Annotated in this window: 22 protein-coding genes, 1 tRNA gene, 1 pseudogene and 1 riboswitch; of the genes and pseudogenes, 8 read left to right on the forward strand and 16 right to left on the reverse strand. The window is 69.3% G+C overall.

Features of this window, described 5'->3' with window-relative positions:
* The first annotated feature begins 92 nt into the window (after positions 1 to 92).
* Positions 93 to 524 carry a hypothetical protein gene (locus tag ACIBJH_RS03620; protein ID WP_399115594.1) on the forward strand — a complete coding sequence of 144 codons (432 nt, stop codon included), beginning with the start codon at positions 93 to 95 and terminating at the stop codon, positions 522 to 524.
* A gap of 9 nt (positions 525 to 533) precedes the next feature.
* Here the strand turns inward: ACIBJH_RS03620 and ACIBJH_RS03625 are convergent, their stop codons facing one another.
* Positions 534 to 1295, reverse strand: a complete 762-nt coding sequence (locus ACIBJH_RS03625; RefSeq protein WP_399115179.1) for an SDR family oxidoreductase — start codon at positions 1293 to 1295, stop codon at positions 534 to 536.
* 148 nt (positions 1296 to 1443) lie between these two features.
* Here ACIBJH_RS03625 and ACIBJH_RS03630 point away from each other — a divergent pair, with 148 nt between their 5' ends.
* A complete protein-coding gene (locus ACIBJH_RS03630; protein ID WP_399115180.1) occupies positions 1444 to 2271 on the forward strand; it encodes a helix-turn-helix transcriptional regulator in 828 nt (275 codons plus the stop codon).
* 348 nt (positions 2272 to 2619) lie between these two features.
* Here ACIBJH_RS03630 and ACIBJH_RS03635 read toward each other — a convergent pair whose 3' ends face one another.
* Positions 2620 to 4011: a cystathionine beta-synthase gene (locus ACIBJH_RS03635; protein WP_399115181.1), complete on the reverse strand. Its 1392-nt coding sequence runs from the start codon at positions 4009 to 4011 to the stop codon at positions 2620 to 2622.
* A gap of 229 nt (positions 4012 to 4240) precedes the next feature.
* Between ACIBJH_RS03635 and ACIBJH_RS03640 the strand changes: the two genes are divergently transcribed.
* From ACIBJH_RS03640 to ACIBJH_RS03650, 3 genes are all read left to right on the forward strand, one after another.
* Positions 4241 to 5311, forward strand: coding sequence for an SGNH/GDSL hydrolase family protein (locus ACIBJH_RS03640; protein ID WP_399115182.1), 1071 nt, complete (start codon positions 4241 to 4243; stop codon positions 5309 to 5311).
* 247 nt (positions 5312 to 5558) lie between these two features.
* Positions 5559 to 6779 carry an acetyl-CoA C-acetyltransferase gene (locus tag ACIBJH_RS03645; RefSeq protein WP_399115183.1) on the forward strand — a complete coding sequence of 407 codons (1221 nt, stop codon included), beginning with the start codon at positions 5559 to 5561 and terminating at the stop codon, positions 6777 to 6779.
* Positions 6780 to 7053: 274 nt separating this feature from the next.
* Complete coding sequence (locus tag ACIBJH_RS03650) at positions 7054 to 7842, forward strand: hypothetical protein (RefSeq protein WP_399115184.1); 789 nt, start codon at positions 7054 to 7056, stop codon at positions 7840 to 7842.
* A gap of 160 nt (positions 7843 to 8002) precedes the next feature.
* Here ACIBJH_RS03650 and ACIBJH_RS03655 read toward each other — a convergent pair whose 3' ends face one another.
* Complete coding sequence (locus tag ACIBJH_RS03655; protein ID WP_200812114.1) at positions 8003 to 8314, reverse strand: hypothetical protein; 312 nt, start codon at positions 8312 to 8314, stop codon at positions 8003 to 8005.
* A 102-nt stretch (positions 8315 to 8416) separates the two neighbouring features.
* Between ACIBJH_RS03655 and ACIBJH_RS03660 the strand changes: the two genes are divergently transcribed.
* Positions 8417 to 8647 carry a DUF4287 domain-containing protein gene (locus tag ACIBJH_RS03660; RefSeq protein ID WP_026151524.1) on the forward strand — a complete coding sequence of 77 codons (231 nt, stop codon included), beginning with the start codon at positions 8417 to 8419 and terminating at the stop codon, positions 8645 to 8647.
* A gap of 82 nt (positions 8648 to 8729) precedes the next feature.
* Here the strand turns inward: ACIBJH_RS03660 and ACIBJH_RS03665 are convergent, their stop codons facing one another.
* The 3 genes from ACIBJH_RS03665 to ACIBJH_RS03675 all read right to left on the reverse strand — a co-directional run bounded on the left by ACIBJH_RS03665 (position 8730) and on the right by ACIBJH_RS03675 (position 11301).
* Positions 8730 to 9617, reverse strand: coding sequence for a Bax inhibitor-1/YccA family protein (locus ACIBJH_RS03665; RefSeq protein ID WP_399115185.1), 888 nt, complete (start codon positions 9615 to 9617; stop codon positions 8730 to 8732).
* 171 nt (positions 9618 to 9788) lie between these two features.
* Positions 9789 to 10991 carry a 4-hydroxybenzoate 3-monooxygenase gene (locus tag ACIBJH_RS03670; protein WP_399115186.1) on the reverse strand — a complete coding sequence of 401 codons (1203 nt, stop codon included), beginning with the start codon at positions 10989 to 10991 and terminating at the stop codon, positions 9789 to 9791.
* 226 nt (positions 10992 to 11217) lie between these two features.
* Positions 11218 to 11301: transfer RNA gene (locus ACIBJH_RS03675), tRNA-Leu, on the reverse strand.
* A 392-nt stretch (positions 11302 to 11693) separates the two neighbouring features.
* Between ACIBJH_RS03675 and ACIBJH_RS03680 the strand changes: the two genes are divergently transcribed.
* Together ACIBJH_RS03680 and ACIBJH_RS03685 are read left to right on the forward strand one after the other, a co-directional pair.
* Positions 11694 to 12464 carry an ABC transporter ATP-binding protein gene (locus tag ACIBJH_RS03680; protein ID WP_399115187.1) on the forward strand — a complete coding sequence of 257 codons (771 nt, stop codon included), beginning with the start codon at positions 11694 to 11696 and terminating at the stop codon, positions 12462 to 12464.
* A gap of 87 nt (positions 12465 to 12551) precedes the next feature.
* The gene (locus ACIBJH_RS03685; RefSeq protein WP_399115188.1) at positions 12552 to 15080 is read left to right on the forward strand and encodes an ABC transporter permease; all 2529 of its coding nucleotides are present in this window, start codon (positions 12552 to 12554) and stop codon (positions 15078 to 15080) included.
* A 55-nt stretch (positions 15081 to 15135) separates the two neighbouring features.
* Here ACIBJH_RS03685 and ACIBJH_RS03690 read toward each other — a convergent pair whose 3' ends face one another.
* The 10 genes and pseudogenes from ACIBJH_RS03690 to ACIBJH_RS03735 all read right to left on the reverse strand — a co-directional run bounded on the left by ACIBJH_RS03690 (position 15136) and on the right by ACIBJH_RS03735 (position 26895).
* Positions 15136 to 16428, reverse strand: coding sequence for a class I SAM-dependent methyltransferase (locus ACIBJH_RS03690; protein WP_399115189.1), 1293 nt, complete (start codon positions 16426 to 16428; stop codon positions 15136 to 15138).
* 222 nt (positions 16429 to 16650) lie between these two features.
* Complete coding sequence (locus ACIBJH_RS03695) at positions 16651 to 18033, reverse strand: NAD(P)/FAD-dependent oxidoreductase (RefSeq protein ID WP_399115190.1); 1383 nt, start codon at positions 18031 to 18033, stop codon at positions 16651 to 16653.
* A 449-nt stretch (positions 18034 to 18482) separates the two neighbouring features.
* On the reverse strand, positions 18483 to 19466 hold the full coding sequence (locus ACIBJH_RS03700; protein ID WP_399115595.1) for an exopolyphosphatase: 984 nt from the start codon (positions 19464 to 19466) through the stop codon (positions 18483 to 18485).
* Positions 19467 to 19679: 213 nt separating this feature from the next.
* A pseudogene (locus tag ACIBJH_RS03705) lies at positions 19680 to 20084 on the reverse strand (DUF501 domain-containing protein); the annotation flags it as partial.
* A gap of 48 nt (positions 20085 to 20132) precedes the next feature.
* Positions 20133 to 20609 carry a septum formation initiator family protein gene (locus ACIBJH_RS03710; protein WP_200712249.1) on the reverse strand — a complete coding sequence of 159 codons (477 nt, stop codon included), beginning with the start codon at positions 20607 to 20609 and terminating at the stop codon, positions 20133 to 20135.
* Between the two features lie 99 nt (positions 20610 to 20708).
* Positions 20709 to 21995 carry a phosphopyruvate hydratase gene (gene eno, locus ACIBJH_RS03715; protein ID WP_399115191.1) on the reverse strand — a complete coding sequence of 429 codons (1287 nt, stop codon included), beginning with the start codon at positions 21993 to 21995 and terminating at the stop codon, positions 20709 to 20711.
* 292 nt (positions 21996 to 22287) lie between these two features.
* Complete coding sequence (locus tag ACIBJH_RS03720; protein ID WP_399115192.1) at positions 22288 to 22977, reverse strand: transglycosylase family protein; 690 nt, start codon at positions 22975 to 22977, stop codon at positions 22288 to 22290.
* Positions 22978 to 22986: 9 nt separating this feature from the next.
* Positions 22987 to 23160, reverse strand: a riboswitch (cyclic di-AMP (ydaO/yuaA leader).
* A gap of 193 nt (positions 23161 to 23353) precedes the next feature.
* Positions 23354 to 24322 (reverse strand): transglycosylase family protein, encoded by a 969-nt coding sequence (locus tag ACIBJH_RS03725; RefSeq protein WP_399115193.1) that lies wholly within the window; start codon positions 24320 to 24322, stop codon positions 23354 to 23356.
* Between the two features lie 190 nt (positions 24323 to 24512).
* Positions 24513 to 25805, reverse strand: coding sequence for a cytochrome P450 (locus ACIBJH_RS03730; protein WP_399115194.1), 1293 nt, complete (start codon positions 25803 to 25805; stop codon positions 24513 to 24515).
* A gap of 91 nt (positions 25806 to 25896) precedes the next feature.
* Complete coding sequence (locus tag ACIBJH_RS03735; RefSeq protein WP_399115195.1) at positions 25897 to 26895, reverse strand: nucleoside triphosphate pyrophosphohydrolase; 999 nt, start codon at positions 26893 to 26895, stop codon at positions 25897 to 25899.
* Positions 26896 to 26960 lie beyond the last annotated feature (65 nt).

Consider the following 26960-nt stretch of genomic DNA (forward strand, 5'->3'; position numbering starts at 1 on the left):
CCTGATCCGCCGGGCCCGCCCCCATTCCAACAGGGGGGCTATCCCCAGTGCAGCGGGCGCGCCCGCTCCCTAACGTAAGTCCCATGACGGGAATGGACTCGCACGACGCCGAACTCAAGAAGGAACTCAACGCCACCCTGCAGGCGCGCAGGGAGCTGGGCGACGAGTACGAGTCGGCGCTGGTCGACTCGTTCCTGGAGAAGGTCGACCAGCGCATCGACGGCGCGGTGGAACGCCGGGTGCGCCGGCAGATGGCCGAGCAGCAGATGGTGGTCGCCCGCGGCTCACGCGGCGGGCCGAAGCCCACGGACTCCTGGGGCGAGCGCTTCGGCTTCGGCATCGTCTCGATGGTGCTGGCGATCCCGCTGTCCGCGATCGGCGGCGGCATCGCCCACCTCCCCGGCCTGCTGGTGGCCTGGGCCGGCATCGTCGGCGTCAACGCCGTCCAGGCCGCCCGTATCAACCCGGGGCTGTTCGGCGGGCGGCGCCACAGGTCCTCCCAGGACAGCGAGTGGGAGGACTGAACCGCCCGGTCACGCCTGGCGGGTGGGCAGCACCATGATCTGCCGCAGGTTGACGTGCCGGGCACGGCTCGCCGCGTAGGCCACGACATCGGCGACCTCCTCGGCGGACAGTCCGCCCAACGCGCCGAACATCTCGTCCAGTTGGCGGGTCATCTCCTCGCTGCCGAGGTGGGTCCCCAACTCGGTGTCGGTCAGGCCCGGTTCGATGTTGGTGACCCGTACGTCACGCGGCCCGAGTTCGGTGCGCAGCGACTGGGAGAGATAGGTGACGGCGGCCTTGGTCGCGCCGTACACCGCGTAGGCGGGGAACGTGATGTGCGCGCCGACGGACGAGATGTTGACCAGGTCCGCGCTACGACCCTCCCCCGCCGCTGCCACCAGGTCCCCGGTGAAGGCGCGGATGACACGCAGCACCCCGGTCACGTTGGTGTCGAGCATCCGCCGCCACTCGTCGATCCGCCCGTCGTCGACGGCGTGCGGCAGCATGACTCCGGCGGCGTTGACGACCAGGTCGACGGCCCCGAACGTCTCATGCACCCGCTCGGCGGCGGCCTCCACAGCCGCGTCGTCGGTGACATCGGCGACGACGGCGAGGGCCTGTCCCCCCTCGGCCCGGATCTTCCCGGCGAGCGCGTCCAGCCGCTCCCCGCGCCGGGCCAGCAGCGCCACCCGCGCCCCGTTCGCGGCCAGTTGAACGGCGATCGCCTGCCCGATGCCACTGGCGGCCCCGGTGACGACGGCGGTACGGCCGGCCAGATTCTCGTACGACATGAGGTGCTCCTCGATGGGTTGGCCGCCGGGGGCTTCCCCGGCGATGTCCACCACCGTGCGCCGCCCGGCGGACCCTACCCAGGGATGCGTTTTTCCTGGGTCTGCCAGTACCAGGTGGGAAAACCGCGACCGGCCTACCATCGAACCCATGGACGGGGACATCGGAGACTTCCTGCGCTCACGCCGCGCTCGCATCCAGCCCGAGGAGGTGGGGCTGGCCTCGTACGGACGCCGCCGCGTCCCAGGACTGCGCCGCGAGGAGGTCGCACAGCTGGCCGGAGTGAGCGTCGACTACTACATCCGGCTCGAACAGGGCCGCGGGACCAACGTCTCGGACGCGGTCCTCGACGCGATCGCCCGCGTCCTGCGCCTGGACGAGACGGAACACGGCTACCTGCGTACGGTGGCCCGCCCGCACCGGGGGAAGAAGGACCGGACGCCGACTCCCCGTGTCCGCCCCGGAGTTCAGGTACTGCTGGACGGCATGGACCGGATGCCCGCCTTCGTGCTGGGCCCCCGGATGGACGTACTGGCCTGGAACACCCTCGCCGACGCGCTCAGCGGTTTCAGCGCCATGCCCGTCGCCGTCCGCAACATCCCACGCCATGTCTTCCTCGACCCGGCCTCGCGCGACCTCTACCCCGACTGGGCGGCGGTCGCCGCACAGGCCGTGGCGAATCTGCGGGTGACCTCCGGCCGCGAGGGGGACGACCCGGAACTCAACGCCCTCGTCGGTGAACTCTCCCTCCGCAGCGAGGACTTCCGCCGACTGTGGGCCGACCACGAGGTCAAGGAGTGCGCCTACGGTGTGAAGCGCGTGCGGCACCCGGTCGCGGGCCTGCTGACCCTGCCGTACGAAACACTCGCGGTGCCGGGGGAGTCGGCGCAGACGCTCGTGGTCTACACGCCGGAGCCGGGTTCGGAGACGGCGGAGAGGCTTGCGCTGCTGGGAAGTTGGGCGACTTCAGCGTCGTAGACGAGGTACCCGCGTAAAAAAGCTATGCGCGGGGACCGCCGCACCCCCCGTTGCCGGGAGGGCGGGACGACGGCGGTCCCCGCGAGGGACGCGGGCCGGGTCAGGGCCAGGCTGGCGCGTCCTGGGCGTCGGTGGAGGTCCGGGAGCCGCTCCGGAGGTCCGTGACGCCGTTTTTGTGTCGGCGAGGCGGGGAGCCGCTCCCGCCCTGCCGACACCCACTAATCTGCCGTACCCGTGTTAAGCGGGTGCTGCGTGGACGTGACGCGCTCGTACCACTTCAACGAAGTCCACCGTTTGGGTAGGCAACCGCAAAGTCACCGCCGTCACGGCCCGTTCACCGGACGTTTCCTACTGCTTGCCGCCCTTGGCGAGGAAGGACAGCAGGTCCTGCCGGCTGATGACACCGGTCGGCTTGCCCTCGACCAGGACGATCGCCGCGTCGGCCGCGCCCAGCACGGTCATCAGGTCGCCCACCGGCTCACCGGAACCGACCTGCGGCAGCGGCGCCGACATGTGCTTCTCCAGCGGGTCGGAGAGGGAGGCCCGCTGGGTGAACAGGGCGTCCAGCAGCTCCCGTTCGACGACCGAGCCGACGACCTCCGCCGCCATGACGTCCGGGTGACCGGCGCCCGGCTTCACGATCGGCATCTGCGAGACGCCGTACTCGCGCAGCACCTCGATGGCCTCGCCGACGGTCTCGTCCGGGTGCATGTGCACGAGGGACGGGATGGCGCCGTGCACCTTGTCGTTGAGGACGTCGGCGACGCGGGCGCTGGGGCCCTCGTCCTCCAGGAAGCCGTAGTCGGCCATCCACTCGTCGTTGAAGATCTTGCTCAGGTACCCACGCCCGCTGTCGGGCAGCAGCACGACGACGACATCGTCCGGGCCGAGCCGCTCCGCGACGCGCAGCGCGGCCACGACGGCCATCCCGCAGGAACCGCCGACGAGCAGCCCCTCCTCCTTGGCCAGCCGCCGGGTCATCTGGAACGAATCCTTGTCGGACACGGCGACGATCTCGTCCGCGACGGTCCGGTCGTACGCGGTCGGCCAGAAGTCCTCACCGACGCCCTCGACGAGATACGGCCGCCCGGAGCCGCCGGAGTAGACCGAGCCCTCGGGGTCGGCGCCGATGACCTGGACCTTCCCGTCACTGGCGTCCTTGAGGTAGCGCCCGGTGCCGGAGATCGTCCCGCCCGTCCCCACACCCGCGACGAAGTGGGTGATCTTCCCCTCCGTCTGCTCCCAGAGTTCGGGGCCGGTCGAGTGGTAGTGGGAGAGCGGGTTGTTGGGGTTGGAGTACTGGTCGGGCTTCCAGGCGCCCGGCGTCTCGCGGACCAGCCGGTCGGAGACGTTGTAGTACGAGTCCGGGTGCTCGGGGTCCACGGCGGTGGGGCACACGACCACTTCGGCGCCGTACGCGCGCAGCACGTTGATCTTGTCCGTGGACACCTTGTCGGGGCACACGAAGATGCAGTGGTACCCCTTCTGCTGGGCCACGATGGCCAGGCCGACGCCGGTGTTGCCACTGGTCGGCTCGACGATGGTGCCGCCGGGCTGGAGTTCCCCGCTCTTCTCCGCCGCCTCGATCATGCGCAGCGCGATGCGGTCCTTCACGCTGCCGCCAGGGTTGAAGTACTCCACCTTGGCGAGAACGGTCGCCTGGATGCCCGCGGTCACGCTGTTGAGCCTCAGCAGCGGGGTGTTGCCGACGAGGCTGATCATCGAGTCGTGGAATTGCACCGTTGTCTCCGGTTGCTGCAAAAGAAGTGGTCGTAGTTGGTTCCGCCAGCCTAGGGCCTGCCCGGCGGGTCAGGTCGCGGCAGATGTGCGTGCCACACCCCGCGTCTGCGACAGGACCCGCCGGGCAGGCCCTGTGGCCCGGATTGGGCGTTCACCGCCTGTTGAGATTGGGCGACGGGCTGTTCGGGGCAAGGAGTGGATGACGGCTACGAGGAGGTGGCGGCGACGTATGACGAGGATGTCGAGGGCGCGGGTGGCCCGGCGGATCGCGGCCGGTGCGGCGTACGGCGGTGGCGGGGTCGGACTGGTGGGCGCGGCGGCCGTGGGCCTGGTGCTGGCCGAGGTGCGCTTCGTGAAACGCCATGTGGGCAACGGCCATGCGCCGGGCAGCAACCATGTGCCGAGCGCCGACGGCCGGTACGGCCATGTCTACGACACCCCGGGTGAACCTCCGCTCCGGCTGACCATGCTCGGCGACTCCACGGCCGCCGGGCAGGGCGTGCACCGGGCGGCCCAGACCCCGGGCGCGCTGCTGGCCTCGGGCCTCGCCGCGGTCGCGGAACGCCCGGTCGAACTGCGCAACGTGGCCCTCCCCGGCGCCCAGTCCGACGACCTGGACCGCCAGGTGGCCCTCGCCCTCGCGGACACCTCCCGCGTACCCGACGTCTGCGTGATCATGATCGGCGCGAACGACGTCACCCACCGCATGCACCCGACCAGATCGGTCCGCCATCTCTCGGCGACGGTACGGCGGCTGCGTACGGCCGGTGCCGAGGTGGTCGTCGGCACGTGTCCCGACCTGGGGACGGTGGAGCAGGTGCAGCAGCCGTTGCGCTGGCTGGCCCGCCGGGCCTCGCGGCAGCTGGCGGCGGCCCAGACGATCGGCACGGTCGAGCAGGGCGGGCGCACGGTGTCGCTGGGCGACCTGCTGGGCCCCGAGTTCGCGGCGAATCCGCGTGAGCTGTTCGGCCCGGACAACTTCCACCCCTCGGCGGAGGGGTACGCGACGGCCGCGATGGCGGTCCTGCCGACCGTCTGCGCCGCGCTGGGCCTCTGGCCGGCCGAGGAGGACCGCCCGGACGCGTCCCGCCGCGAGGGCTTCCTGCCGGTGGCACGGGCCGCCGCGGAGGCGGCTTCGGAGCCGGGCACGGAGGTCACGGCGGCTATGCCGACGGGGCCGAGGGGGCCGTGGGCGTTGCTGAAGCGGAGGAAGAGGCGCCGGGTCCCGGAACCGGAGGCGGCTCCTGCAGCTCGGTCCACCGTCCCCGGGGGCTACACCCCCGGACCCCCGTCGGCCTGAACGGCCTCGTCCTCAAACGCCGGACGGGCTGAGGGTTGGCGCACTTCTCGACCCACCGAGACGGGTGGTGGGCGGGCATAGGCCGGGGGTCCAGGGGGCGGAGCCCCCTGGGACGGTCAGCCCAGCCAAGCAAGCGCTTAGAAAACTGCGGTCAGTGTCACACCGCGCATCCCGTGACCGTCGCCATACGTACGGGTAACTTCCCAAGGAGCCGTGCCAGTCCCCCCGTAACGCCAATGGAGCCGTGATGCCCGAAGCCGTCATCGTCTCGACCGCCCGCTCCCCCATCGGCCGCGCCGTCAAGGGCTCCCTCAAGGACCTGCGCCCCGACGACCTCACCGCCACGATCATCCAGGCCGCCCTCGCGAAGATCCCCGAGCTGGATCCCACGCTCATCGAGGACCTGATGCTCGGCTGCGGCCTCCCCGGCGGCGAGCAGGGCTACAACCTCGGCCGGATCGTCGCCGTACAGATGGGCATGGACCACCTGCCGGGCTGCACGATCACCCGTTACTGTTCCTCGTCCCTGCAGACCAGCCGCATGGCCCTGCACGCCATCAAGGCCGGCGAGGGCGACGTCTTCATCTCGGCCGGTGTCGAGATGGTCTCCCGTTACGCCAAGGGCAGCTCGGACGGCCTCCCGGGCACCACGAACCCGATCTTCGAAGAGGCACAGGCCCGCACCGCCGCCACCGCCGCGTCCGAGGGCTCCACCTGGCACGACCCGCGCGAGGACGGTCTGCTCCCCGACCCGTACATCGCGATGGGCCAGACCGCGGAGAACCTGGCCCGGATCAAGGGCGTCACCCGCCAGGACATGGACGAGTTCGGTGTCCGCTCGCAGAACCTCGCCGAGGAAGCCATCAAGAACGGCTTCTGGGAGCGCGAGATCACCCCGGTCACGCTGCCCGACGGCACGGTCGTCAGCAAGGACGACGGCCCGCGCGCCGGCGTCACCCTGGAGGGCGTCCAGGGTCTGAAGCCGGTCTTCCGCCCGGACGGGCTCGTCACGGCCGGCAACTGCTGCCCGCTGAACGACGGCGCCGCCGCGGTCGTCATCATGAGCGACACGAAGGCCCGCGAGCTGGGCCTGACCCCGCTGGCCCGGATCGTGTCGACCGGTGTCTCCGGTCTCTCGCCCGAGATCATGGGGCTCGGTCCGGTGGAGGCCTCCAAGCAGGCACTCGGCCGTGCCGGTCTCACCGTCGACGACATCGACCTGTTCGAGATCAACGAGGCGTTCGCCGCCCAGGTGATCCCGTCCTACCGCGACCTGAACATCCCGCTGGAGAAGCTGAACGTGAACGGCGGCGCGATCGCCGTCGGCCACCCCTTCGGCATGACCGGCGCCCGCATCACCGGCACGCTGATCAACTCCCTCCAGTTCCACGACAAGCAGTTCGGTCTGGAGACGATGTGCGTCGGCGGCGGCCAGGGCATGGCGATGGTCATCGAGCGTCTCAGCTGACCAACTCCCCGTAGCCGTACGGGAACTTTGTGTCACCCTCAGGCCCGGAACCCAGTAACCACCTGGGTTCTGGGCCGATTTGTGATCCAATCTCCCCCAGGATGTGACCTATCTCCCTTCGGAGAGGGATTTTCCCAGGTCAGGACCGTTTCACCACCAAACATCGGGCCCAAAGTCCTGCCCGATTCGTGACGTTACGCACTGACAGCTGGATAGTCCGCCCTTCAAGCTGATGTAGGAAGTCGGGGGTCGACTTTGAACCGGGAGTACGTCAGTGAGCGCCATGCCGATCGCTTTGCTGCTCACCACGGCCGCCACAGGCGCCGTGGGCGTCGCCGTCCTGCGCACCCTCTTGGTGCTCCGTCGACAGGTGGCGGACCTGCACACCGAACTGGCCGAGGGCCGGGCCGCCGCCGTACGGGCGCTCGTGCCCGCCGCCCGCAGTCATGCCGACGCGGATGAGATACGCGCCGCCGTGGCCGAGGCACTGGCCGAGGAGCGGGAGCGGGAACTGGCCGAGGCGCGCGCCTTCTGGGCCGCCCAGGAAGCCCGCGACACCGAGGTGCCGACCCTGCTGGGTCTGCCCGACAGCGAGCTGTTCATGCCCCGCCAGAGCGACTTCGTGGGCCTCGAACCGCTGGAGCCGGTGACCGAGCCGTTCACGGAGCCCGACGAGTTCGCCGGAGACTCCCCCGAACTGGCCGCGGCCCGCCGCCGCCACCCGTCCCACCCGGACTTCGTACCGGCGCAGTCACCGGTCGCGAACGACCACGAACGCACGGTGGCGACGCTGGAGGAACTGGCCGAGTCCGCCGTAGAACTCGCGGACGTCCGCCCTGGCCCCCTGGGCACGCTCGACGTCTACGTCTTCGTCGACGGCACCACCCTCTGCATGACCCCCGGCCACCGCGAAACCGCCGAACGCCTCGCGGCGGCCCTCCGCGCCGGCGAAACCCCGTTCCTGCTGGGCGGCTCGGGAATCTCCGGCGCGTACACACTGACGTTCGCGTGCGGCGAGGAGAACGTGTACATCCTGGCGGACAGGGTCATAGCGTCACTCTGATTTTTCGGGGGTGCGGGTTCGTTTTCGAGCGCGGGCCGGTGGGGGCTGGTCGCGCAGTTCCCCGCGCCCCTGAAGAACAAGACTCACGGCACCCTGCGTCTTTCAGGGGCGCGGGGAACTGCGCGACCAGCCACAACGGACCGCCAGTCGCGAGGCAACCTCAGACCCCCGCCCTCTTCTGCGCCTCCGCAACCAACCCGAGCGCCTCGTCGACTTCGGCGTCATTCACCAGCACGACCGCCAAATCATGGACAGCAACGGTGATTTGATCCGCCGCCGCGAACATCCCCGCGTCCGGCATCTCCCGAGGCACCCCCGAGGGATCCTCAACCCGCTGCGCCCACAGGGCGAATTCCCTGGCCAGCCCCAACGCCTCCGCCGCAGCGCCCCGCTGCAACCGACTCTGCGGAGCTGCCCGCAGCCGGTCCGCGAAGTGATCCACCGCTTGAGTCAACCGCGTCGTATCCACCACGCCGCGAGACTACGCGCCGCACCCGGACTGTTGCCAACGGGCGAACCCTCAGGCACGGTGACTTGAAGGACCGGCTTACACCCCATGCGTCCGGAGGCGCCGATGTCCCAAGTGTTCTCCCAGGAGACCCACCGCAACATGCTCGCCCGCATCCCCCATTGCACCGGTCGTGAAGTGTCCGACTGGCTGCGCACCGTCGACGAAGGCCCCGCCCTCTTCCGCTTCGAGGAGAAGGTCAGCTGGCTCCGCGCCGAGCACGACCTCGCATACGGCCACGCCAAGGCGATCATTCACGAGTACGACCTGAGGAGGGCCGCGCGCAAACTGCTCTAGGCGCGCACCACGGACATGACGAAGGGCCCCGGGAACGAACCCGGGGCCCTTTCGCGCGATCAGCCTGCGCCGTCGGCCGGTGCTAGTCGTTGCTGTTGAGGATCGCGATGATCCGCAGGAACTCCATGTAGATCCACACCAGCGTCAGCGTGAGCCCGAACGCCGCGAGCCACGCCTCTTCCTTCGGGGCGCCGTACGCGATGCCGTCCTCGACCTGCTTGAAGTCCAGGGCGAGGAAGCAGGCACCGAGGATGATGCCGACGACGCCGAAGAAGATGCCGAGCGGGCCGCTGCGGAAGCCGAGGCCGTCGCCGCCGCCGAACACCGCGAACAGCAGGTTCACGGCCATCAGCAGGATGAAGCCGAGCGCGGCGGCCATCACGAAGCCGTAGAAGCGGCGGTTGACGCGGATCCAGCCCGCGCGGTACGCGATGAGCACGCCGGCGAAGACCGCCATCGTGCCGATCACGGCCTGCATGGCCGCTCCGCTCGCGATGCGGTTGTCGACGACGCTGGAGACGACGCCGAGGAAGACGCCTTCCAGGGCGGCGTACGACAGGATCAGCGCGGGGACGGGCTTGCGCTTGAAGGACTGGACGAACGCCAGCACCATCGCGATCAGCGCGGCGCCGATCCCGATGCCGTAGGAACGGCCGATGTTGGCGTCGTCGACCGGGAGCAGCACCCAGGCGAGCGCGGCCGTGACGATCAGCGTGCCGAGGGTGGTGCCGGTGCGCTGGACGACGTCGTCCATGGTCATCCGGCCGGTGGTGGCCGGGGCCTGGGGCGGTGCGCCCTGCTGCAGGTCCTGCTGGGCGTAAGGGTTCTGCGCGTACGGGTTGCCCCCGGCGTAGGGGTTGCCCTGCGTTCCTACGGCGGGGCCCCCGGCCTGCGGCGCGGTGTTGAAGCCCGCGTAGCCGTTGTCGCGGCTGAACCCCCGTCGCGAGAAGACCGGGTTTCTGCTCCTCATTTCACTCCTCCATGGCCGCCTCGCGCGGCCTTGGCCTCAAGAGTAATAGGTAGGCAAAAGTTTGACCCTACCTCTTGGGGAGGATCTTCCCCTCGTCCTGCCAAGGTACGCGGTGGACCGCACCCCCTGTGAACACTGGTACCAACCCGTGACGCCCGCCTTAGAAGGCCCTTATCCCTGTTCAACCGGTTCGGCCGGTTCGTCCAGGGGGAACCCGGTGTACGCCTCCGCGAGGTCCGTCTCGGCCGCCCGCGAGGACGCGATCCGCTCCAGCCGGGCCAGCTGGAGCCGCCCCTCGAAGGACGTCGCGCCGGGCGCGATGTGCAGGAGGCTCGTCATGTCGTAGGAGAACCGCTCGGCCTGCCACACCCGCCGCAGACAGGTCGCGGAGTACGCGTCGAGCCGCTCCTCGCTCCCCGTCTTCTTCCTGTACGTCAGTGCCCGCGCGAAGGTGACGACGTCGCCGACGGCGAGGTTGAGTCCCTTGGCCCCGGTGGGCGGCACGATGTGCGCGGCGTCGCCGGCGAGGAAGAGCCGGCCGTACCGCAGGGGCTCGTGGACGTAGGAGCGCATCGGGGTGACCGACTTCTGGGTGATGGGCCCGCGGTCGAGCCTCCAGCCGTCCTCGGTCTCGAACCGGCGCTCCAGTTCGTCCCAGATCGCGTCGTCGCTCCAGCTCTCGGCGTCCGCGTCCTCCTCCACCTGGAGGTAGAGACGGGAGACGGAGGGGGAGCGCATGGAGAGGAGGGCGAAGCCGCGGTCGTGGCGGGCGTAGACGAGTTCGTCGTGCGAGGGGGCGACGTCGGCGAGGATGCCGAGCCAGGCGTAGGGGTACGACCGCTCGAAGACGCGGGTCAGTTCGGCGGGGATGACGGTGCGGGCGACGCCCCAGAACCCGTCGCAGCCGACGACGTAGTCGCAGTCGAGGACGTCCTCGCGGCCGTGCTGCCGGAACCGGACGCGCGGGCTGTCAGTGTCCGCGCCCTCCACCGCGAGCGCCTCGGCCTCGAACAACAGGGGCCCGCCGCCCGCGAGTTGAAGGGCGATCAGGTCCTTGCACACCTCGGTCTGCGCGTAGACCATCACGCTACGGCCGCCGGTGAGGGCCGGGAAGTCCACCCGGTGCCGCCGCCGGTCGAACCGCAGCTCGATCCCGTCGTGCCGGAGTCCCTCGCGGTCCATCCGCTCCCCTGCCCCCGCCTCGCGCAGTACGTCGACGGTCCCCTGCTCCAGGATCCCGGCCCGCTGGCGGTGCTCGACGTACTCCCGGTCCCGGCTCTCCAGGACGACCGAGTCGATACCGGCGTTGTGCAGCAGCCGGGCGAGGAGGAGTCCGGCGGGGCCGGCTCCGATGATGCCGACGGTGGTACGCATCGGGGGTCCCTTCGAGCGCGGGCCGTTCACTGACGTTCGCGGAGTGAGATGTTCAGGAAGCGGGATGTTCGGATGTTCGTGAAGTGAAATTTCCTTCACCCATTTGGTCGCAATCAGTCTCCGACCGGTCGGGCCGGGCTGTCAACGGTTGGGGCTTCACATCCCGTGCGACGGTGTGCCGAAACAACACACCGTTCCCGCAGGTCACTGTCAGTGACCACGATAGTGCCCGGAACCGGACTTGAACCGGTACGCCCGCGAAGGGGCAGCGAGGTTTAAGCTCGCCGTGTCTGCATTCCACCATCCGGGCAGGCCGTGGGCTCCGCATCGAGGTCCCGAGCCTATCGGGGCGCGTCTCCCCAACAGCGGGCGGGCGTACCGATGTTGTCTTATTTTATTGATGTCTGAGGGTTCATCAGACCGTGGAAAGAGCCATCAGCACTTGCCAATAGCCTTGCGTGCGGTGTGGGGGCCTGTATGCGGAATGACGGAATTTCACCGCCCGAACGAGGGTGCTCCACCGGTTCTTGACCTGGGCCTGACTCAGGGGTCGGTCCTCATCCCCAGGTATGACAGCGCGAGGTGCAGTCCGACTGAAGGCTGCCCCCGGAACCGGAACAGCGGGTGACTCCACGGCGGGATACGGCCGGAAGGATGGGACACGTCCCCAGCAACACCGTCGTCCCGACAGGAGTGCCACCCGTGACCACCACCCCCATCGCCGACCGGACCACCTCAGTGGCCGCGCGCGCCACGGATCTTTCCAAGATCTACGGACAGGGCGAGACCCAGGTGGTCGCCCTCGACCGGGTCTCGATCTCCTTCCGGCGGGCCGAGTTCACGGCGATCATGGGCCCCTCGGGGTCCGGCAAGTCCACCCTCATGCACTGCGTGGCCGGCCTGGACTCGTTCTCGTCCGGTTCCGTCCGGATCGGTGACACCGAGCTGGGCTCCCTGAAGGACAAGCAGCTCACGAAGTTGCGCCGGGACAAGATCGGTTTCATCTTCCAGGCGTTCAACCTGCTGCCGACGCTGACGGCTCTGGAGAACATCACGCTCCCCATGGACATCGCGGGCCGCAAGCCCGACAAGGAGTGGCTGGACTCGGTGATCCGGATGATCGGTCTCTCCGACCGGCTCAAGCACCGGCCCTCCCAGCTCTCCGGCGGCCAGCAGCAACGCGTCGCCGTGGCAAGGGCGTTGGCCTCCCGCCCGGACATCATCTTCGGCGACGAGCCGACCGGGAACCTCGACTCGCGTTCCGGCGCGGAGGTGCTGGGCTTTCTGCGCAACTCCGTACGGGAGCTGGGGCAGACGGTGGTCATGGTGACCCACGACCCGGTGGCCGCGGCCTACGCGGACCGGGTGGTGTTCCTCGCGGACGGCCGCATCGTCGACGAGGTCTTCGAGCCGACGGCGGACTCGGTGCTCGACCGCATGAAGCGCTTCGACGCCAAGGGCCGTACCAGCTGAGCCTTCTGACGGCTCCTCAACTCACCGCCCCGGCATCAGACTTCGCCGCCCCGGCTCACCTCTCGTACACCTGGACTGAGTAGACCCATGTTCCGAACCGCCTTGCGCAACGTACTCGCGCACAAGGCCCGGCTCCTCATGACCGTGCTCGCCGTGATGCTCGGCGTCGCGTTCGTGTCGGGGACCCTGGTCTTCACCAACACCATCTCGAACGCCTTCCAGAACAGCTCGGCCAAGGGCTTCGACCAGGTCGACGTCGCCGTGCAGGCCAAGCACCAGGACAGCCAGGGCGACGCGGTCGGCAAGACACCCGAGCTGACCCAGGCCATGCTCGACACCAGCGCGAAGGTGCCGGGCGCCGCGTCCGCGACCGGGGTCGTCAACGGCTTCACCGCCATAGCCGACAAGAAGGGCAAGCTCATCGGCGGCGGCTTCCAGTCCGAGGGCGGCAACTACTGGGGGGACAAGGACGCCCGCTATCCCCTCAAGTCCGGTACGGCACCGCACGGTTCGGGCGAGGTCGCGATCGACTCCGAGACCGCGAAGCGCGCCGGGTACAAGGTCGGCGACACCGTCCGTCTGTCGGTCGACGGGCCGGTGCTGTCCCCGAAGATCACCGGCATCTTCACCACCGACGACGGCAATGTCGCCGCCGGCGGCAGCCTGGCCCTCTTCGACACGGCCACCGCGCAGAAGCTGTTCGGCAAGGCGGGGACGTACGACGAGATCGATGTGAAGGCGGCGGCCGGGACGAGTCAGGCGGCGCTGAAGTCCGCGCTGGACCAGGCCCTCCCGAAGGGGCAGACCGAGACCACCACCGCCAAGAAGCTCGCCGACGACCAGGCCGAGACGATCGCCTCCTCGATGAGCGGCCTGAAGTCGGGGCTGCTGGTCTTCGCGGGGATCGCGCTCTTCGTCGGCACGTTCATCATCGCCAACACCTTCACCATGCTGGTCGCCCAGCGCACCAAGGAACTGGCGCTGCTGCGCGCGGTCGGCGCCTCCCGCCGGCAGGTCACGCGGTCGGTGCTCCTTGAGGCGTTCGTGGTCGGCGCGGTCGCCGCGGTGGCCGGTCTGGTCACCGGTATCGGCATCGGCGCCGGACTGCGGGCCCTGATGGGCACGATCGGCGCGACGGTCCCGGACGGCCCGCTGATCATCACCTCGGGCACGGTCCTGAGCGCCCTCGCGGTCGGCATCCTCATCACCATGCTCGCCGCCTGGCTGCCCGGCCGCCGGGCCGCGAAGATCCCGCCGGTCGCCGCGATGAGCAGCCTGTACGCGCAGGCCACCACCAAGTCGCTGGTGCTGCGCAACACGCTCGGCGCGCTGTTCTCCGGCGCGGGCGTCGCGGTCGTCATCGCGGCCACGTCGATGAGCGGTTCGGACGGCCAGGCCCCCATGGGGATCGGCGCCGTACTCCTCATCATCGGCGTGTTCATCCTGACCCCGCTGCTGTCCCGCCCGCTGATCGCGGCCGCGGCCCCGGTCCTGCGGATCTTCGGGATCTCCGGCAAGCTGGCCCGCCAGAACTCGGTGCGCAACCCGCGCCGTACGGCCGCCACCGCCTCCGCGCTGATGATCGGCCTCACCCTCATCACCGGCATGACGGTGATGGCGGGCAGCCTCCAGCAGGCGATCGACCGGATGGCCTCGTCCGCGATCAGCGCGGACTACATCGTCTCGATGGCGAACGGCAACCAGCTTTCCCCCGACGTCGACAAGACGCTCACCACCACCTCCGGCATCACCGCCAGCAGCCCGCTGCGCAACGCCCCTTCGCGCATCGACGGCGAGACCGAGTTCCTGACCGGGGTCAACGGCTCCGCGATCGGCAAGCTCACCGACCTCAAGGTCGACAGCGGCACCTTCAAGGTCGCCGGCACGCAGGTCGTCGTGGACGATGACACGGCCAAGTCCCATGGCTGGAAGGCCGGTTCGACCTTCACCACGCACTACGAGGACGGCAAGGCGCAGCAGCTGACCGTCTCCGCGGTCTACGAGGGCAACGCGCTGATCCGCGGCATCATGCTCGACAACGCGACGCTCTCCCCGCACCAGACCGACCCGGCCGACATGCAGATCCTCGTCAAGACCGCGGACGGCGCGTCGAGTTCGACCAAGGACAAGCTGGAGAAGGCCCTCGGCTCCAACCCGGCCGTCAAGGTCCAGGACAAGAAGGACCTCTCCAACAGCATCGCGCAGATCTTCACCCTGATCCTCAACATGGTCTACGGCCTGCTCGCCATGGCGGTGATCGTCGCGGTCCTCGGAGTCATCAACACCCTTGCCATGTCGGTCTTCGAGCGCTCGCAGGAGATCGGGATGCTGCGCGCGATCGGCCTGGACCGCAAGGGCATCAAACGGATGGTCCGCCTGGAGTCCCTGGTCATCTCGCTCTTCGGCGGGGTGCTCGGCATCGGCCTGGGAGTCTTCTTCGGCTGGGCGGCCGGTGAGTTGATCGGCGCGAAGATGTCGACGTACGAACTGGTCATTCCCTGGGCCCGGATGGCGCTCTTCCTGCTCCTGGCGGGCACGGTCGGCGTCCTGGCGGCCCTGTGGCCGGCCCGGCGGGCGGCGAAGCTGAACATGCTGTCGGCCATCAAATCCGAGTAGCCGCACATGAGTCGGGGCCCTGTTCCGATGCGGAACAGGGCCCCTTGCCGTTGGCTCAGTTCCAGGTGCGGGCGCGCAACGGCATTCCGGAGCCGCCCGGTTCGGGGGTCCTGACGGCCAACACCTGGTTGACTCCTATGCGGTTGCGCTCGAAGCCGAGCGCGGAGGCCGCCATGTAGAGCCGCCAGACCCGGGCCCGCCCGGCGCCGACGAGCCCGACCGCGCGCCGCCACTCGGCCTCCAGGTTGGCGACCCAGCGGCGCAGGGTGAGCGCGTAGTGCTCGCGGATCGCCTCGACGTCCCGCACCTCGAACCCAGCGCTCTCCAGCTGGGTCACGGTGGCGCCGATCGGGGCGAGTTCGCCGTCGGGGAAGACATAGGCGTCGATGAACTCGTCGATGTCGTACGCCGATTCGTCCTGCCACGGGCGGCGGGCGATCTGGTGGTTGAGCAGCCGCCCGCCCGGTCTGAGCAGTGCGTGGAGGACCCTCGCGTACTCCAGGTACCGTGCGGAGCCCACGTGCTCGGCCATGCCGACGGAGGAGATGGCGTCGTAGGGCCCGTCGGCGACGTCGCGGTAGTCCTGGACGCGGATCTCGACCTTGTCGGTGAGTCCCTCCTCGGCGACGCGCTTACGGGCGTAGGCCGCCTGTTCCTGCGAGAGGGTCACGCCGACGACGCTCACGCCGTACTCGCGGGCCGCGTGGATCGCCATGGAACCCCAGCCGCAGCCGACGTCCAGCAGTCGCTGACCGGGCGTCAACTCCAGCTTGCGGCAGATGAGTTCGAGCTTGTCGCGCTGCGCGTCCTCCAAGGTGCCGTCCGGGGACTCCCAGTAGGCGCACGAGTAGACCATGGACGGCCCGAGGACGATCTCGTAGAAGTCGTTGCCGACGTCATAGTGATGGCTGATGGCCCGCTTGTCGGTGCGCTTGGTGTGGAGGTGGGCGCGGCTGCGGCGGACCTCCTCCGGGGGCGGGGCGGGCGGCAGCGGGAGTCCGGCGAGCTTCACCAGTCCGCGTACGGCGGACCGCACCTCGGGATCGCGCAGGGCCTGGGCGAGGCTGCGGGCGTCGGCACCGCGCTCCCACACCAGCGAGGACATCGCGTCGAGGGCCGCGTACAGGTCGCCCTCGATGTCCAGGTCTCCGGAGACCCAGGCACGCGCCATGCCCAGTTCTCCGGGCTTCCACAGGAGTCGGCGCAGGGCGCGGCGATTGCGTACGACCAGGGCCGGCGCATCGGGCGGCCCGGCCTCGGAACCGTCCCAGGCGCGGATGCGCACGGGGACAGGGGTTCCCAGCAGCTGTTCGAAGAGGGATTTGAGCCGCAGCGCGGCATCAGCCATGGCGCACACCTCCGTGACGCGGATCCCGGAATTGTCCATCACTACGTAAACACCGGCCAGGCCCGCTCGCAGTCCTGCTTGGGCATTACGAGTAGGCAAAACAGATGTAGAGGACATGTAGACATGGGGCGCCGGGAACGCCGAAGGGGCCGTCCGCACCACGGATGGCGGACGGCCCCTTCGGGCGTACTACGGGTACTACGGGTCAGGCATGACCGGAGGTCAGGAGGCCTTGGCCTTCTCCTCGGTCTTGGCGGCGGCCGGAGCCGGCGCCGGCTTGGCGGCCTCGTAGAACTCCTCGCGGGGGTTCTCCATGGCGCCGAGCGAGACGACCTCGCGCTTGAGGAACATCGCGAGCGTCCAGTCGGCGAAGACGCGGATCTTGCGGTTCCAGGTCGGCATCGCCAGACCGTGGTAGCCACGGTGCATGTACCAGGCGAGACGGCCCTTGACCTTGATCTTCACCTTGCCCATGACGATCATGGCGACGCCCTTGTGGAGGCCGAGGCCGGCCACGGCACCCTTGTTGGCGTGCGAGTACTCCTTCTGCGGGAAGCCCCGCATACCGGAGATCACGTTGTCGCCGAGGACCTTCGCCTGGCGCAGCGCGTGCTGGGCGTTCGGCGGGCACCAGGCGTTCTCGACGCCGGCCTTGCGGGCGGCGATGTCGGGCACCTGGGCGTTGTCGCCGGCGGCCCAGACGTAGTCGGTGCCGGTGACCTGGAGGGTCGGCTGGGCGTCGACGTGACCGCGCGGGCCGAGCGGGAGGCCGAAGCGGGAGAGAACGGGGTTCGGCTTGACGCCGGCCGTCCACACGATCGTGTTGGAGTCGACCTCAAGGCCGTTCTTCAGCACGACGTGGCCGCCGACGCAGGAGTCCATCGAGGTCGAGAGGTAGATCTCGATCCCGCGGCTCTCCAGGTGCTCCTTGCCGTAGAGGCCGAGCTTGGGGCCGACCTCCGGGAGGATCTTGTCGGCGGCGTCGACGAGGACGAAGCGCATGTCCTCGCGGGAGACGTTGGTGTAGTACTTGGCCGCGTCCCGGGCCATGTCCTCGACCTCGCCGATGGTCTCCGCGCCGGCGAAACCGCCGCCGACGAAGACGAAGGTGAGCGCCTTGCGGCGGATCTCCTCGTCGGTGGTGGAGTCGGCCTTGTCGAGCTGCTCAAGGACGTGGTTGCGCAGGCCGATGGACTCCTCGATGCCCTTCATGCCGATGCCCTGTTCGGCGAGGCCGGGGATCGGGAAGGTGCGGGAGACCGCGCCCATCGCGATGACGAGGTAGTCGAAAGGCAGCTCGTACGCCTCACCCACGAGGGGGGCGATCGTGGCGACCTTGCGGTCCTGGTCGATGGTGGTGACCCGGCCGGTGAGGACCTCCGCCTTGGGCAGTACGCGTCGCAGCGGGACGACGACGTGCCGAGGGGAGATGCTGCCGGCGGCGGCTTCGGGGAGGAAGGGCTGGTAGGTCATGTACGACCGGGGGTCGACGACCGTGACGGTCGCCTCGCCGTAGCGCATCTTCTTGAGAATGCGCCGAGCTGCGTACAGGCCTACGTACCCACCGCCTACTACGAGGATCCTGGGACGCTCCGTGGTGCTCATGCCATCGAGTATCCACCTGCCCCTGGGGGGTCGCTCGTGCGCCCCTTCACAAGCTTCCACAGGGGCTGTGTTATCCTCCGCGACTCGCATGATCCAGGTCACCTCGCACGGGGTGAACCGCGGTGCGGTTCGCCCCGTTGTCAAGGCCGCGTGAGCTGCTCCTCTGTCCCGCCGGACCCCCTGGACCACACCTCCGCGACACCCCTCCGAAACTCCCCCGAATCACTCCCGCACCGGCCCGCCGAGCACGCTCCCGAGCCCCCCGCGGCCCCGGACGGGCCAACCGGGGCGGTCCAGTCGTCCAACTGGACAGAATTCCTTGTGAAGAACTTCACGAACTTTCTTACGGACACGTTCCGGAGGGGGTGGCGAGCGCCCCCTGCAACCGCTCATACGTTATATGGGCTGCTCAGGAGTTTACTACCGACCAGTAATAATTCGGGGTCCGCTCAGGCCTCTGCGGGCTCCTCCGCCGCCTCGGCGGCGAGCCCGAACGCGAGGCCGTCCAGGATGTCGTGCTCGCTCACCACGACCTCCGTCGCGCCCGTCCGCTCCATGATCGAGAGGAGGACGAGGGCGCCCGCGCCGATGACGTCGACGCGGCCCGGGTGCATGGAGGGGATCGCGGCGCGTTCGGCGTGGGTGGAGGTCAGCAAGGAGTCCGTGATCTCGCGGACGCGGTCGTAGGAGACACGGGAGTGGTGGATGGCCTCCGTGTCGTACTCGGGGAGGTTCTGGGCGATCGACGAGACCGTGGTGACCGAGCCGGCCAGGCCGACCAGGGTGCGGGCCTCGCGCAGCGGGACCGTCTTCGCGGCGAGGTCGAGGGCCTCCTCGATGTCCGCGCGCATCGCCGCCACCTGCTCCCGGGTCGGCGGGTCCGCGACCTTGCCGTCGGTGACGAGGTGGCGCTCGGTCATGCGGACGCAGCCGATGTCCACGGAGCGGGCGGCCCGGACCTGGTCGTCGCCCACGACGAACTCCGTGGAGCCGCCGCCGATGTCGACGACGAGATACGGCTTGGCCAGGTCGTCCCGGCCCGTCAGTTCCTTGGTCGCCCCGGTGAAGGAGAGTGCCGCCTCCTCGTCGCCGGTGATGACCTCCGGCTCGACGCCCAGGATGTCCACGACGCCACGGACGAAGTCCTCGCGGTTCGAGGCGTCCCGCGAGGCCGAAGTGGCCACGAAACGGACCTTGTCGGCGCCCTTCTCCCGGATCACCTCCGCGTACTCACGGCAGGCCGCGAACGTCCGCTCCAGCGCCTCGGGGGCCAGCTCGCCGGTCTTGTCCACGCCCTGGCCGAGCCGCACGATCGTCATCCGCCGGTCCAGCTCCCGCAGTTCACCCGTGGCCGGGTTCACGTCCGCGACGAGCAGCCGGATGGAGTTCGTACCGCAGTCGACCGCCGCGACACGGCTGAAACCCTCCTCCAGCAGCGGGACGTAGGAGAAGTACGCGCTGCGGATCGCGGTGGGATCGGAGGACTCGACGGTCTCGGCGGTCTCGGCGGTCAGTTCGTCGGCCCGGTCCGGTGCCGCCAGCGGCTGTACGCACGCGCCCTTCGCCCACCACTCCGGCAGCATCGCGAGGGCCTCGTCGCCGAGCGGGTTGACGCCCGGGCCCGCGGCCAGGGAGTGGCCCACGAGGACGTGCAGGCACTTCACGCGGTCCGGCATGCCGCCCGCGCTCGGGAAGCCCTCCAGGACCTCGATGGCGTCGCGGCGCGCGATGTAGTCCTCGTGCGCGGCACGGTACGCGGCGGCCAGTTCGGGGTCCGTCCGCAACCGGGCCGTCATCTCCTTCATGACGCCGTTCGCCTCAAGGGTGCCGATCGCCGAGGCGGCCTTCGGGCACGTGAGGTAGTACGTCGTCGGGAAGGGAGTGCCGTCGGGGAGGCGGGGGGCCGTCTCCACCACGTCGGGCTGTCCGCACGGGCAGCGGTGCGCGATCGCGCGCAGGCCGCGCGGCGGACGCCCGAGCTGCTGCTTGAAGGCCTCGACATCCGCGTCGGTGGGCTCGGTGCGCGGAGTGGACGGCGGGGGCGTTTCCATGACTGTCTTCAGGACGTCTTTCTATGGGTCAGTTCTCACTGGTGGTTCTCACTGGTCGGAGGCGTCGGACTTGTCGACGCCGTCCCAGACGTTCGAGTACCAGGGGCGGTCGGCCGCCCCCAGCTCGGCGCGCGACTGCTTGGCCGCGTCCGGGTCGATCACGATGTAGCCCGTCTCCCCGGGCATCACGTAGTGCAGCCGCTGCCGGATCTGCTGCTCCGCGTACGAGTCGTCCTGCCAGCGCGCCTTGAGGTCGCGGAGCTGCTCGACGCGCTGCTTGGCCTGTGCCTGCTGCCGCTCCAGGTCGGAGATCTCGGCGCGCTGGGAGACGTACTGCCTTATCGGGTACGCCAGCGCCACGATCAGCGAGCACAGCACCAGGGCGAGGAGGGCCGCCCGGCCGGTGAGCCGGGAGCGGCGGGCCTGCCGTTTGGTCTGGGAGCGGTAGACACGGGCCGCCGTCTGCTCGCCGAGCAGCTTGAGCCTGGTCGCGGTGGAGAACCGGTCCCGGTCCTTCACGGCCATGTCCCGCCTCCCCTTCACACGTGCGTACGTCCCCGCACACGGTACGGGACCGGGTGCGGGGACGTACGTACGACTGGCTAAGGCTTAGCCCGGTATGGGTCAGCCCTTGAAGCGGGGGAACGCCGAACGGCCCGCGTACTCCGCCGCGTCGTCGAGGATCTCCTCGATGCGGAGCAGCTGGTTGTACTTGGCGACGCGGTCCGAGCGGGCCGGGGCGCCGGTCTTGATCTGGCCGCAGTTCACCGCGACGGCGAGGTCGGCGATGGTGACGTCCTCGGTCTCGCCGGAGCGGTGGGACATCATGCACTTGAAGCCGTTGCGCTGGGCCATCTCGACGGCGTCCAGGGTCTCGGTCAGCGAGCCGATCTGGTTCACCTTGACGAGCAGGGCGTTGGCGGCGCCCTCCTCGATGCCGCGGGCGAGGCGCTCGGGGTTGGTGACGAAGAGGTCGTCGCCGACGATCTGGACCTTCTCGCCGATGCGGTCGGTGATGACCTTCCAGCCGGCCCAGTCGTCCTCGTACAGCGGGTCCTCGATGGAGACGAGCGGGTACGCGGAGACGAGCTCCTCGTAGTACTCGGTCATCTCGGCGGCCGAGCGGGACTTGCCCTCGAACTCGTACTTGCCGTCCTTGTAGAACTCGGACGCGGCGACGTCGAGCGCGAGCGCGATCTGCTCGCCGGGGATGTAACCGGCCTGCTTGATGGCCTCGACGATGAGGTCGAGGGCGGCGCGGTTGGACTCCAGGTTCGGGGCGAAGCCGCCCTCGTCGCCGAGGCCGGTGGACAGGCCCTTGGTCTTCAGCACCTTCTTGAGGGTGTGGTAGACCTCGGCGCCCCAGCGCAGCGCCTCGGAGAAGGACTCCGCGCCGATCGGGGCGATCATGAACTCCTGGATGTCCACGTTCGAGTCGGCGTGCGAGCCGCCGTTCAGGATGTTCATCATCGGAACGGGCAGCAGGTGCGCGTTCGGTCCGCCCAGGTAGCGGAAGAGGGGGAGGTCGGACGCCTCGGAGGCGGCGTGCGCGACGGCGAGGGAGACGCCGAGGATGGCGTTGGCGCCGAGGGAACCCTTGTTGTCGGTGGCGTCCAGGTCGAACATCGCCTGGTCGATCAGGCGCTGCTCGGTGGCGTCGTAGCCGACCAGCTCCGGGCCGATCTGCTCGATGACGGCGAGTACGGCCTTCTCGACACCCTTGCCGCCGTAGCGGTTGGGGTCGCCGTCACGCAGCTCGATGGCTTCGAAGGCACCCGTGGAGGCGCCGGAGGGAACGGCGGCACGACCCGTGCTGCCGTCGTCGAGGCCGACCTCGACCTCGACCGTGGGGTTGCCTCGGGAGTCCAGGATTTCCCGGGCTACGACGACGTCGATGGACGGCACGAGCATCTCCTTCTTGGGGTCTGACGCGGCTACGGCAACACCGCAGCGGCTCTGCGAGACGAGCCTAACCGGCTCGGGGCGATTGGCCATCCGGTCGGCCGCCTGATGGACAGAACCGAGAGTAAATTGTTTCCGAACGGAACAAAAAGGTTCCCTGAAGCGGAAACAAAAAGCCCCGCCCCGGTGCGTACGGGGGAACACGCACCGGAGCGGGGAGCCCGTGGGGGACGGGGGTGACCCTCACGAGGTCTCCATGATGGAGTCCACGGATGTGAGGGCGCTGTGGTTCAGCTGAGTGCTACTTAAGGTGCAGCTGCTGACCCGGGAAGATGACGTCCGCGTCGTCGATGATGTCCTTGTTCAGCTTGAACAGCTGCTGCCAGCCGCCCTTGACCTTGTGCTTCTCGGCGATGCTGCTGAGGCTGTCGCCCTTGACGACCTTGTACTCGCCGTCGCCCTTCTTGACCTTCTTGCCGGTCGGGGTGGTGACGGTCTTCTTGGCGGCCGGACGCTCGGCGGAGCGGGAGGCGGTCGTGTTGGACGTGGAGCGCTCGGTGGTGCTCTTGGAGGAGCTGTTCGAGCTGCTCGACGAGCTGGAGCTGCCGCCGGAGTACGTGGCACTCGACAGGCCGGTGCCGCAGACGGGCCAGGCACCCTTGCCCTGGGAGGCGAGAACCTTCTCGGCCACGGCTATCTGCTGCGACTTGGAGGCCTGGTTGGCGGTGGAGGCGTAGGCGGTGCCGCCGTACGCGGCCCACGTCGAGGCGGAGAACTGCAGGCCGCCGTAGTAGCCGTTGCCGGTGTTGATCGACCAGTTGCCGCCGGACTCGCAGCTGGCGACCGTGTCCCACTCCGAGGCGGTGGCGGCGGAGGCGGTGCCGGTCGCCATGAGCGGGGCGGCGATGGCGACGCCGGTCACGCCGGCGAGCGTGGCGACGCGGGTGGCCTTGGACGGACGGCGGTGCTTGCCCTTGCTGGAAAACAGCATGGAAGATCCCAATCCCCTCACCGACGCCTACGAGGTGAGCTGTCGGGTTCGGGCCGTGTGAGTTGCCCGGCCACGCACCTCGCGGTGCGCGACTTAACCCCAAGCCGGTTCCGGTCGTCTCTCGACTCCCGGGCCCGGCACTTACCTTGGGTCCCCCGCTCCTGCCTACGGCGCTTGACGCGACGACTGTTCCCGGAGGCCGCTGGCAGGACTCGGCGTGTGCGGCAGCCGGGGCTCGTGGTGACGAGCGGCCTTGACCGTAGACAGGGAATCGGCGGAATTTCAAAGACGATCAGGGCTTCTGAGACTCATCCCACACTTTCACCAAAGCGGACATTCGACGCGAAGCGTGACGTGAACTCCCGCTGCTTTGCTGCTACTTTCCGCCCGTTTCAGCACTGACGTCCAAGGTCTGACCGGCGACGACAGCGGACGGATCGGCGCCTATCACCTTTTTGTTCTCGGCGTAGAGCGCGCGCCATCCGCCGTCGAAGTCAAGGGAGTCGGCGATGGACGCGAGGGAGTCGCCGGCACGGACGGTGTACGTCTCGGGCGTCACGCTCTCCTCGGCGCTCGCTCCGCGATGCTTGCCGGTGCTCTGCTGCTCGACACCTTCATCGGCGGAGTCGCCGAGCGCGCCGGTGTCGACGAGGCTCCACTTGCCCACCGCCTGCTCCGAGTTGTCCGATTCGTCGAGTTTCGGGGAGGCGCTGGCCGAGCTGTCGTCCACCGAAGGGGTGGTGGACTTGTCGGACTTGGTGGGGTTGTCCGTCGCGGAGGGTGTCGGACTCTGCGAGTCGGACGAGGTCGGCTCCGCGTTTCCGGAGTTGGACAAGCCGAACGATCCGGAGGCATCGGAAGAGTCCGAGGAGCCGGAGGAGTCGGAGGAACCCGAAGAACCCGGTGAGTCCGTCGCGCCGGTCGACGGCGAGTCGCTCGCGAGGCCGGTGTCGACGTTCGTCGAACCCGAGGTCGTGGTGAGGCCGGCGACCAGCGCGCAGGTGATCCACTCGGAGGTGCCCTTGGCGTCGAGGATCTTCTCGGCGACGGCTATCTGCTGGGAGCGGCTGGCGAGGTCGGCGGTGGGGGCGTAGTCCTGGCCGCCGTACTTGTTCCAGTCGTCCTGGGTCAGCTGCAGCCCGCCGTAGTGGCCGTTGCCGCTGTTCTCGCTCCAGGAGCCGCCCGTCTCGCACTGGGCCACCTTGTCCCAGGTGGTGCCGTCGGCGGCGTTCGCGGCGGCGGCGCCGAGGAGCGGGATGGCGATGGCGGAGCCGGTCACGCCGGCCGCGACGAGGATTGCCGGAGCCTGACGGGGGCGACGGTGACGACCGTTCCCGGAGAGCATGCGGAGGCCTTTCGCGTGACGACTGGAGGGAGCGCGCGACGGGTGCTGCGGGGCGCCGCGCTGATATTCGAACGTAGCCGCAGTCGATCACTTGTCACAAGTTAATGCCACGTAGATCACGTGAAGATCACAGACTTGAGGAACTGTCACCTTCGGGTTTACGGGGCGAGATGGCCTGTTCGGTCCGGGTTTACGGGTTTGGTGTGGTCGCTCCGGGAGTGAACTCCACTGGCAGCGTGCGCAGTCCGCGCATGATGAGCCCACCGCGCCAGCGCAAGTCCGCCGGATCCGCCGCGAGTTGGAGGTCGGGGAGGCGGGTGAGGAGGGTGGCGAGCGCGGTCTGTCCCTCCAGGCGGGCGAGCGGGGCGCCGAGGCAGTAGTGGATGCCGTGGCCGTAACCCAGGTGTTGATTGTCACGCCGTCCGAGATCGAGGACGTCGGGATCGGCGAACCGCTCCGGATCGCGGTCCGCCGCGGCCAGGACGACCAGTACGGGATCGCCGACCGCGATGTCCTGCCCGCCGAGGGTCACGGGGCGGGTGGCGAACCGCCAGGTCGCCAGCTCCACCGGGCCGTCGTAGCGCAGGAGTTCCTCGACGCCGGTTTCGAGGAGGTCGTGTTCGCCCGCGGCGAGGGACTTCTCCAGGCGGGCGCGCTGCTCGGGGTGGGTGAGGAGGGCGTACGTGCCGTTGCCGATGAGGTTGACGGTCGTCTCGAAGCCGGCGAACAGCAGGATGAAGGCCATCGCCGCGGCCTCGTTCTCGGTGAGGTGCTCGCCCTGGTCGGAGGCGCGGATGAGGGCGGAGATGAGGTCTTCGCCGGGCAGCGGGTCCGGGCTGTCGGGGAGGGCCGCGCGCTTGCGGTGGATGAGGTCGGCGAGATAGCCGCGCATCTTCTTCACGGACCGCGCGACTCCGCCTCGCGGCCCGCCCCCGTGCCGGATCATCATGCCCGCCCAGTCCCGGAAGTCGTCCTGGTCCTCGCGGGGGACGCCGAGCAGATCGCAGATGGCGTAGATGGGGAGCGGGAAGGCGAAGTCGTGGATGAGGTCGGCGGAGCCGCTCCCCGCGAACCGGTCGATGAGCTGGTCCGTCAACTCCTGCACCCGGGGCGCGAATTCGGCCACCCGGCGGGGTGTGAACGCCTTGCTGACCAGCCGTCGGAGCCGGGTGTGGTCCGGCGGGTCGATGTTGAGGAGATGCGTCATCAACTCGGCCTTGCGCTCACCCGGGATACCGGTTTTGCCCTTGGCGTGCGCCGGTTCGTCGTGATGCGCGGGGTTCTTGGACAGCCGCGGGTCGGCGAGCGCCTGCTTGGCATCGGCGTACCGGGTGACCAGCCAGGCCTCCACCCCGCTGGGCAGTCGTGTCCTGTGCACGGGGGCGTGCTCACGGAGCCAGGCGTAGGCGGGGTAGGGGTCGGTGGCGAACTCCCAGGTGAAGAGTTCGGGGGCGGAGGAGTCGGGGTGCGGCTGGTCTGTCACTCCTTGACGGTATCCGGGGCGGGGGCACGCTCCACGAGGGCAGTGCGGGCGGCGGGGTGTCCGCCGAGGACTCCCCGGACACCCTGTTGCGTCACACCTCGCCGCCGCCCCCTTCAACTCCCGTGATCGCATCCCGATAAGCCCGCCCCGCCGCCCGCAGGGCCGCCTCCGGATCCACGCCCTCGGCCTCGGCACGCACCGCCAGCGCGAGCAGCTCGTAGCCGATGCCGTCGTCCCCCTTCGGCAACGGCACCTCAAGTCCCGCCGTCCGCACGCGTGATGCCAGCTTCGCCGCGAGGGCGAGGCCGGGCTGGCCCATGGGGACGCCCTCGGTGATAGAGGTGCGGCGCTTCTCCTCCGCCTTCGTGCGCAGCCAATGTGCCTTCACCTCCTCGGGAGTTGACGCGGTCTCGTCGCCGAAGACGTGCGGGTGGCGGTGGATCAGCTTGGTGACGATGCCGGCGGCCACGTCGTCGATGGAGAAGGGGGTGTCGGGGTCCTCCTCCGCGATGCGGGCGTGGAAGACGACCTGGAGGAGGACGTCTCCCAACTCCTCGCGCAGTTCGTCGCGGTCGCCCTCCTCGATCGCCTCGACGAGTTCGTACGCCTCCTCGATGCCGTACTTCGCCAGGCCCTTGTGCGTCTGCTGGGAGGACCACGGGCACTCGACCCGGATGCGGTCCATGACCTGGACGAGGTCGAGGAGGCGGGCGCCCGGGAGGTCGTAGGAGGCGGGGAGGAGTTCCAGCTCGGGCATCTGCACGCGGCCGGAGCCGGCGAGGCGGGCCAGGCCGTCGGTCAGCGCCGGTTCGCCCTCGCCCGTGGCCACGATCACCACCGTATGACCGCCCTCGCAGGCGGCGACCAGTTCCTCGGCGGTCGGGGACGCCTCGACGACGGTTATGCCGGCCTCGCTCAGATACGGCAGCTGCGGATGCGCGGCGTCCGCGCACAGCACGCGGTCCGCGGTGCGCAGCGCCTCCCAGGCGGGCCAGGACAGCAGGCCGGGGGCGACACGGTGGCTGGTGGTGAGCAGGACGATACGGCCGGGAGCGGGCGGACTCTCGGGACCGGGGCTGGTTGCGTTCACACACCGAACGTAACTCACGCCGCCGACAGCCCCACGAGTTGTCCACAGGGCGGTGGGCGGCCCTG

The organism is Streptomyces sp. NPDC050548 (assembly GCF_044457385.1).
Classification (GTDB): Bacteria; Actinomycetota; Actinomycetes; order Streptomycetales; family Streptomycetaceae; genus Streptomyces.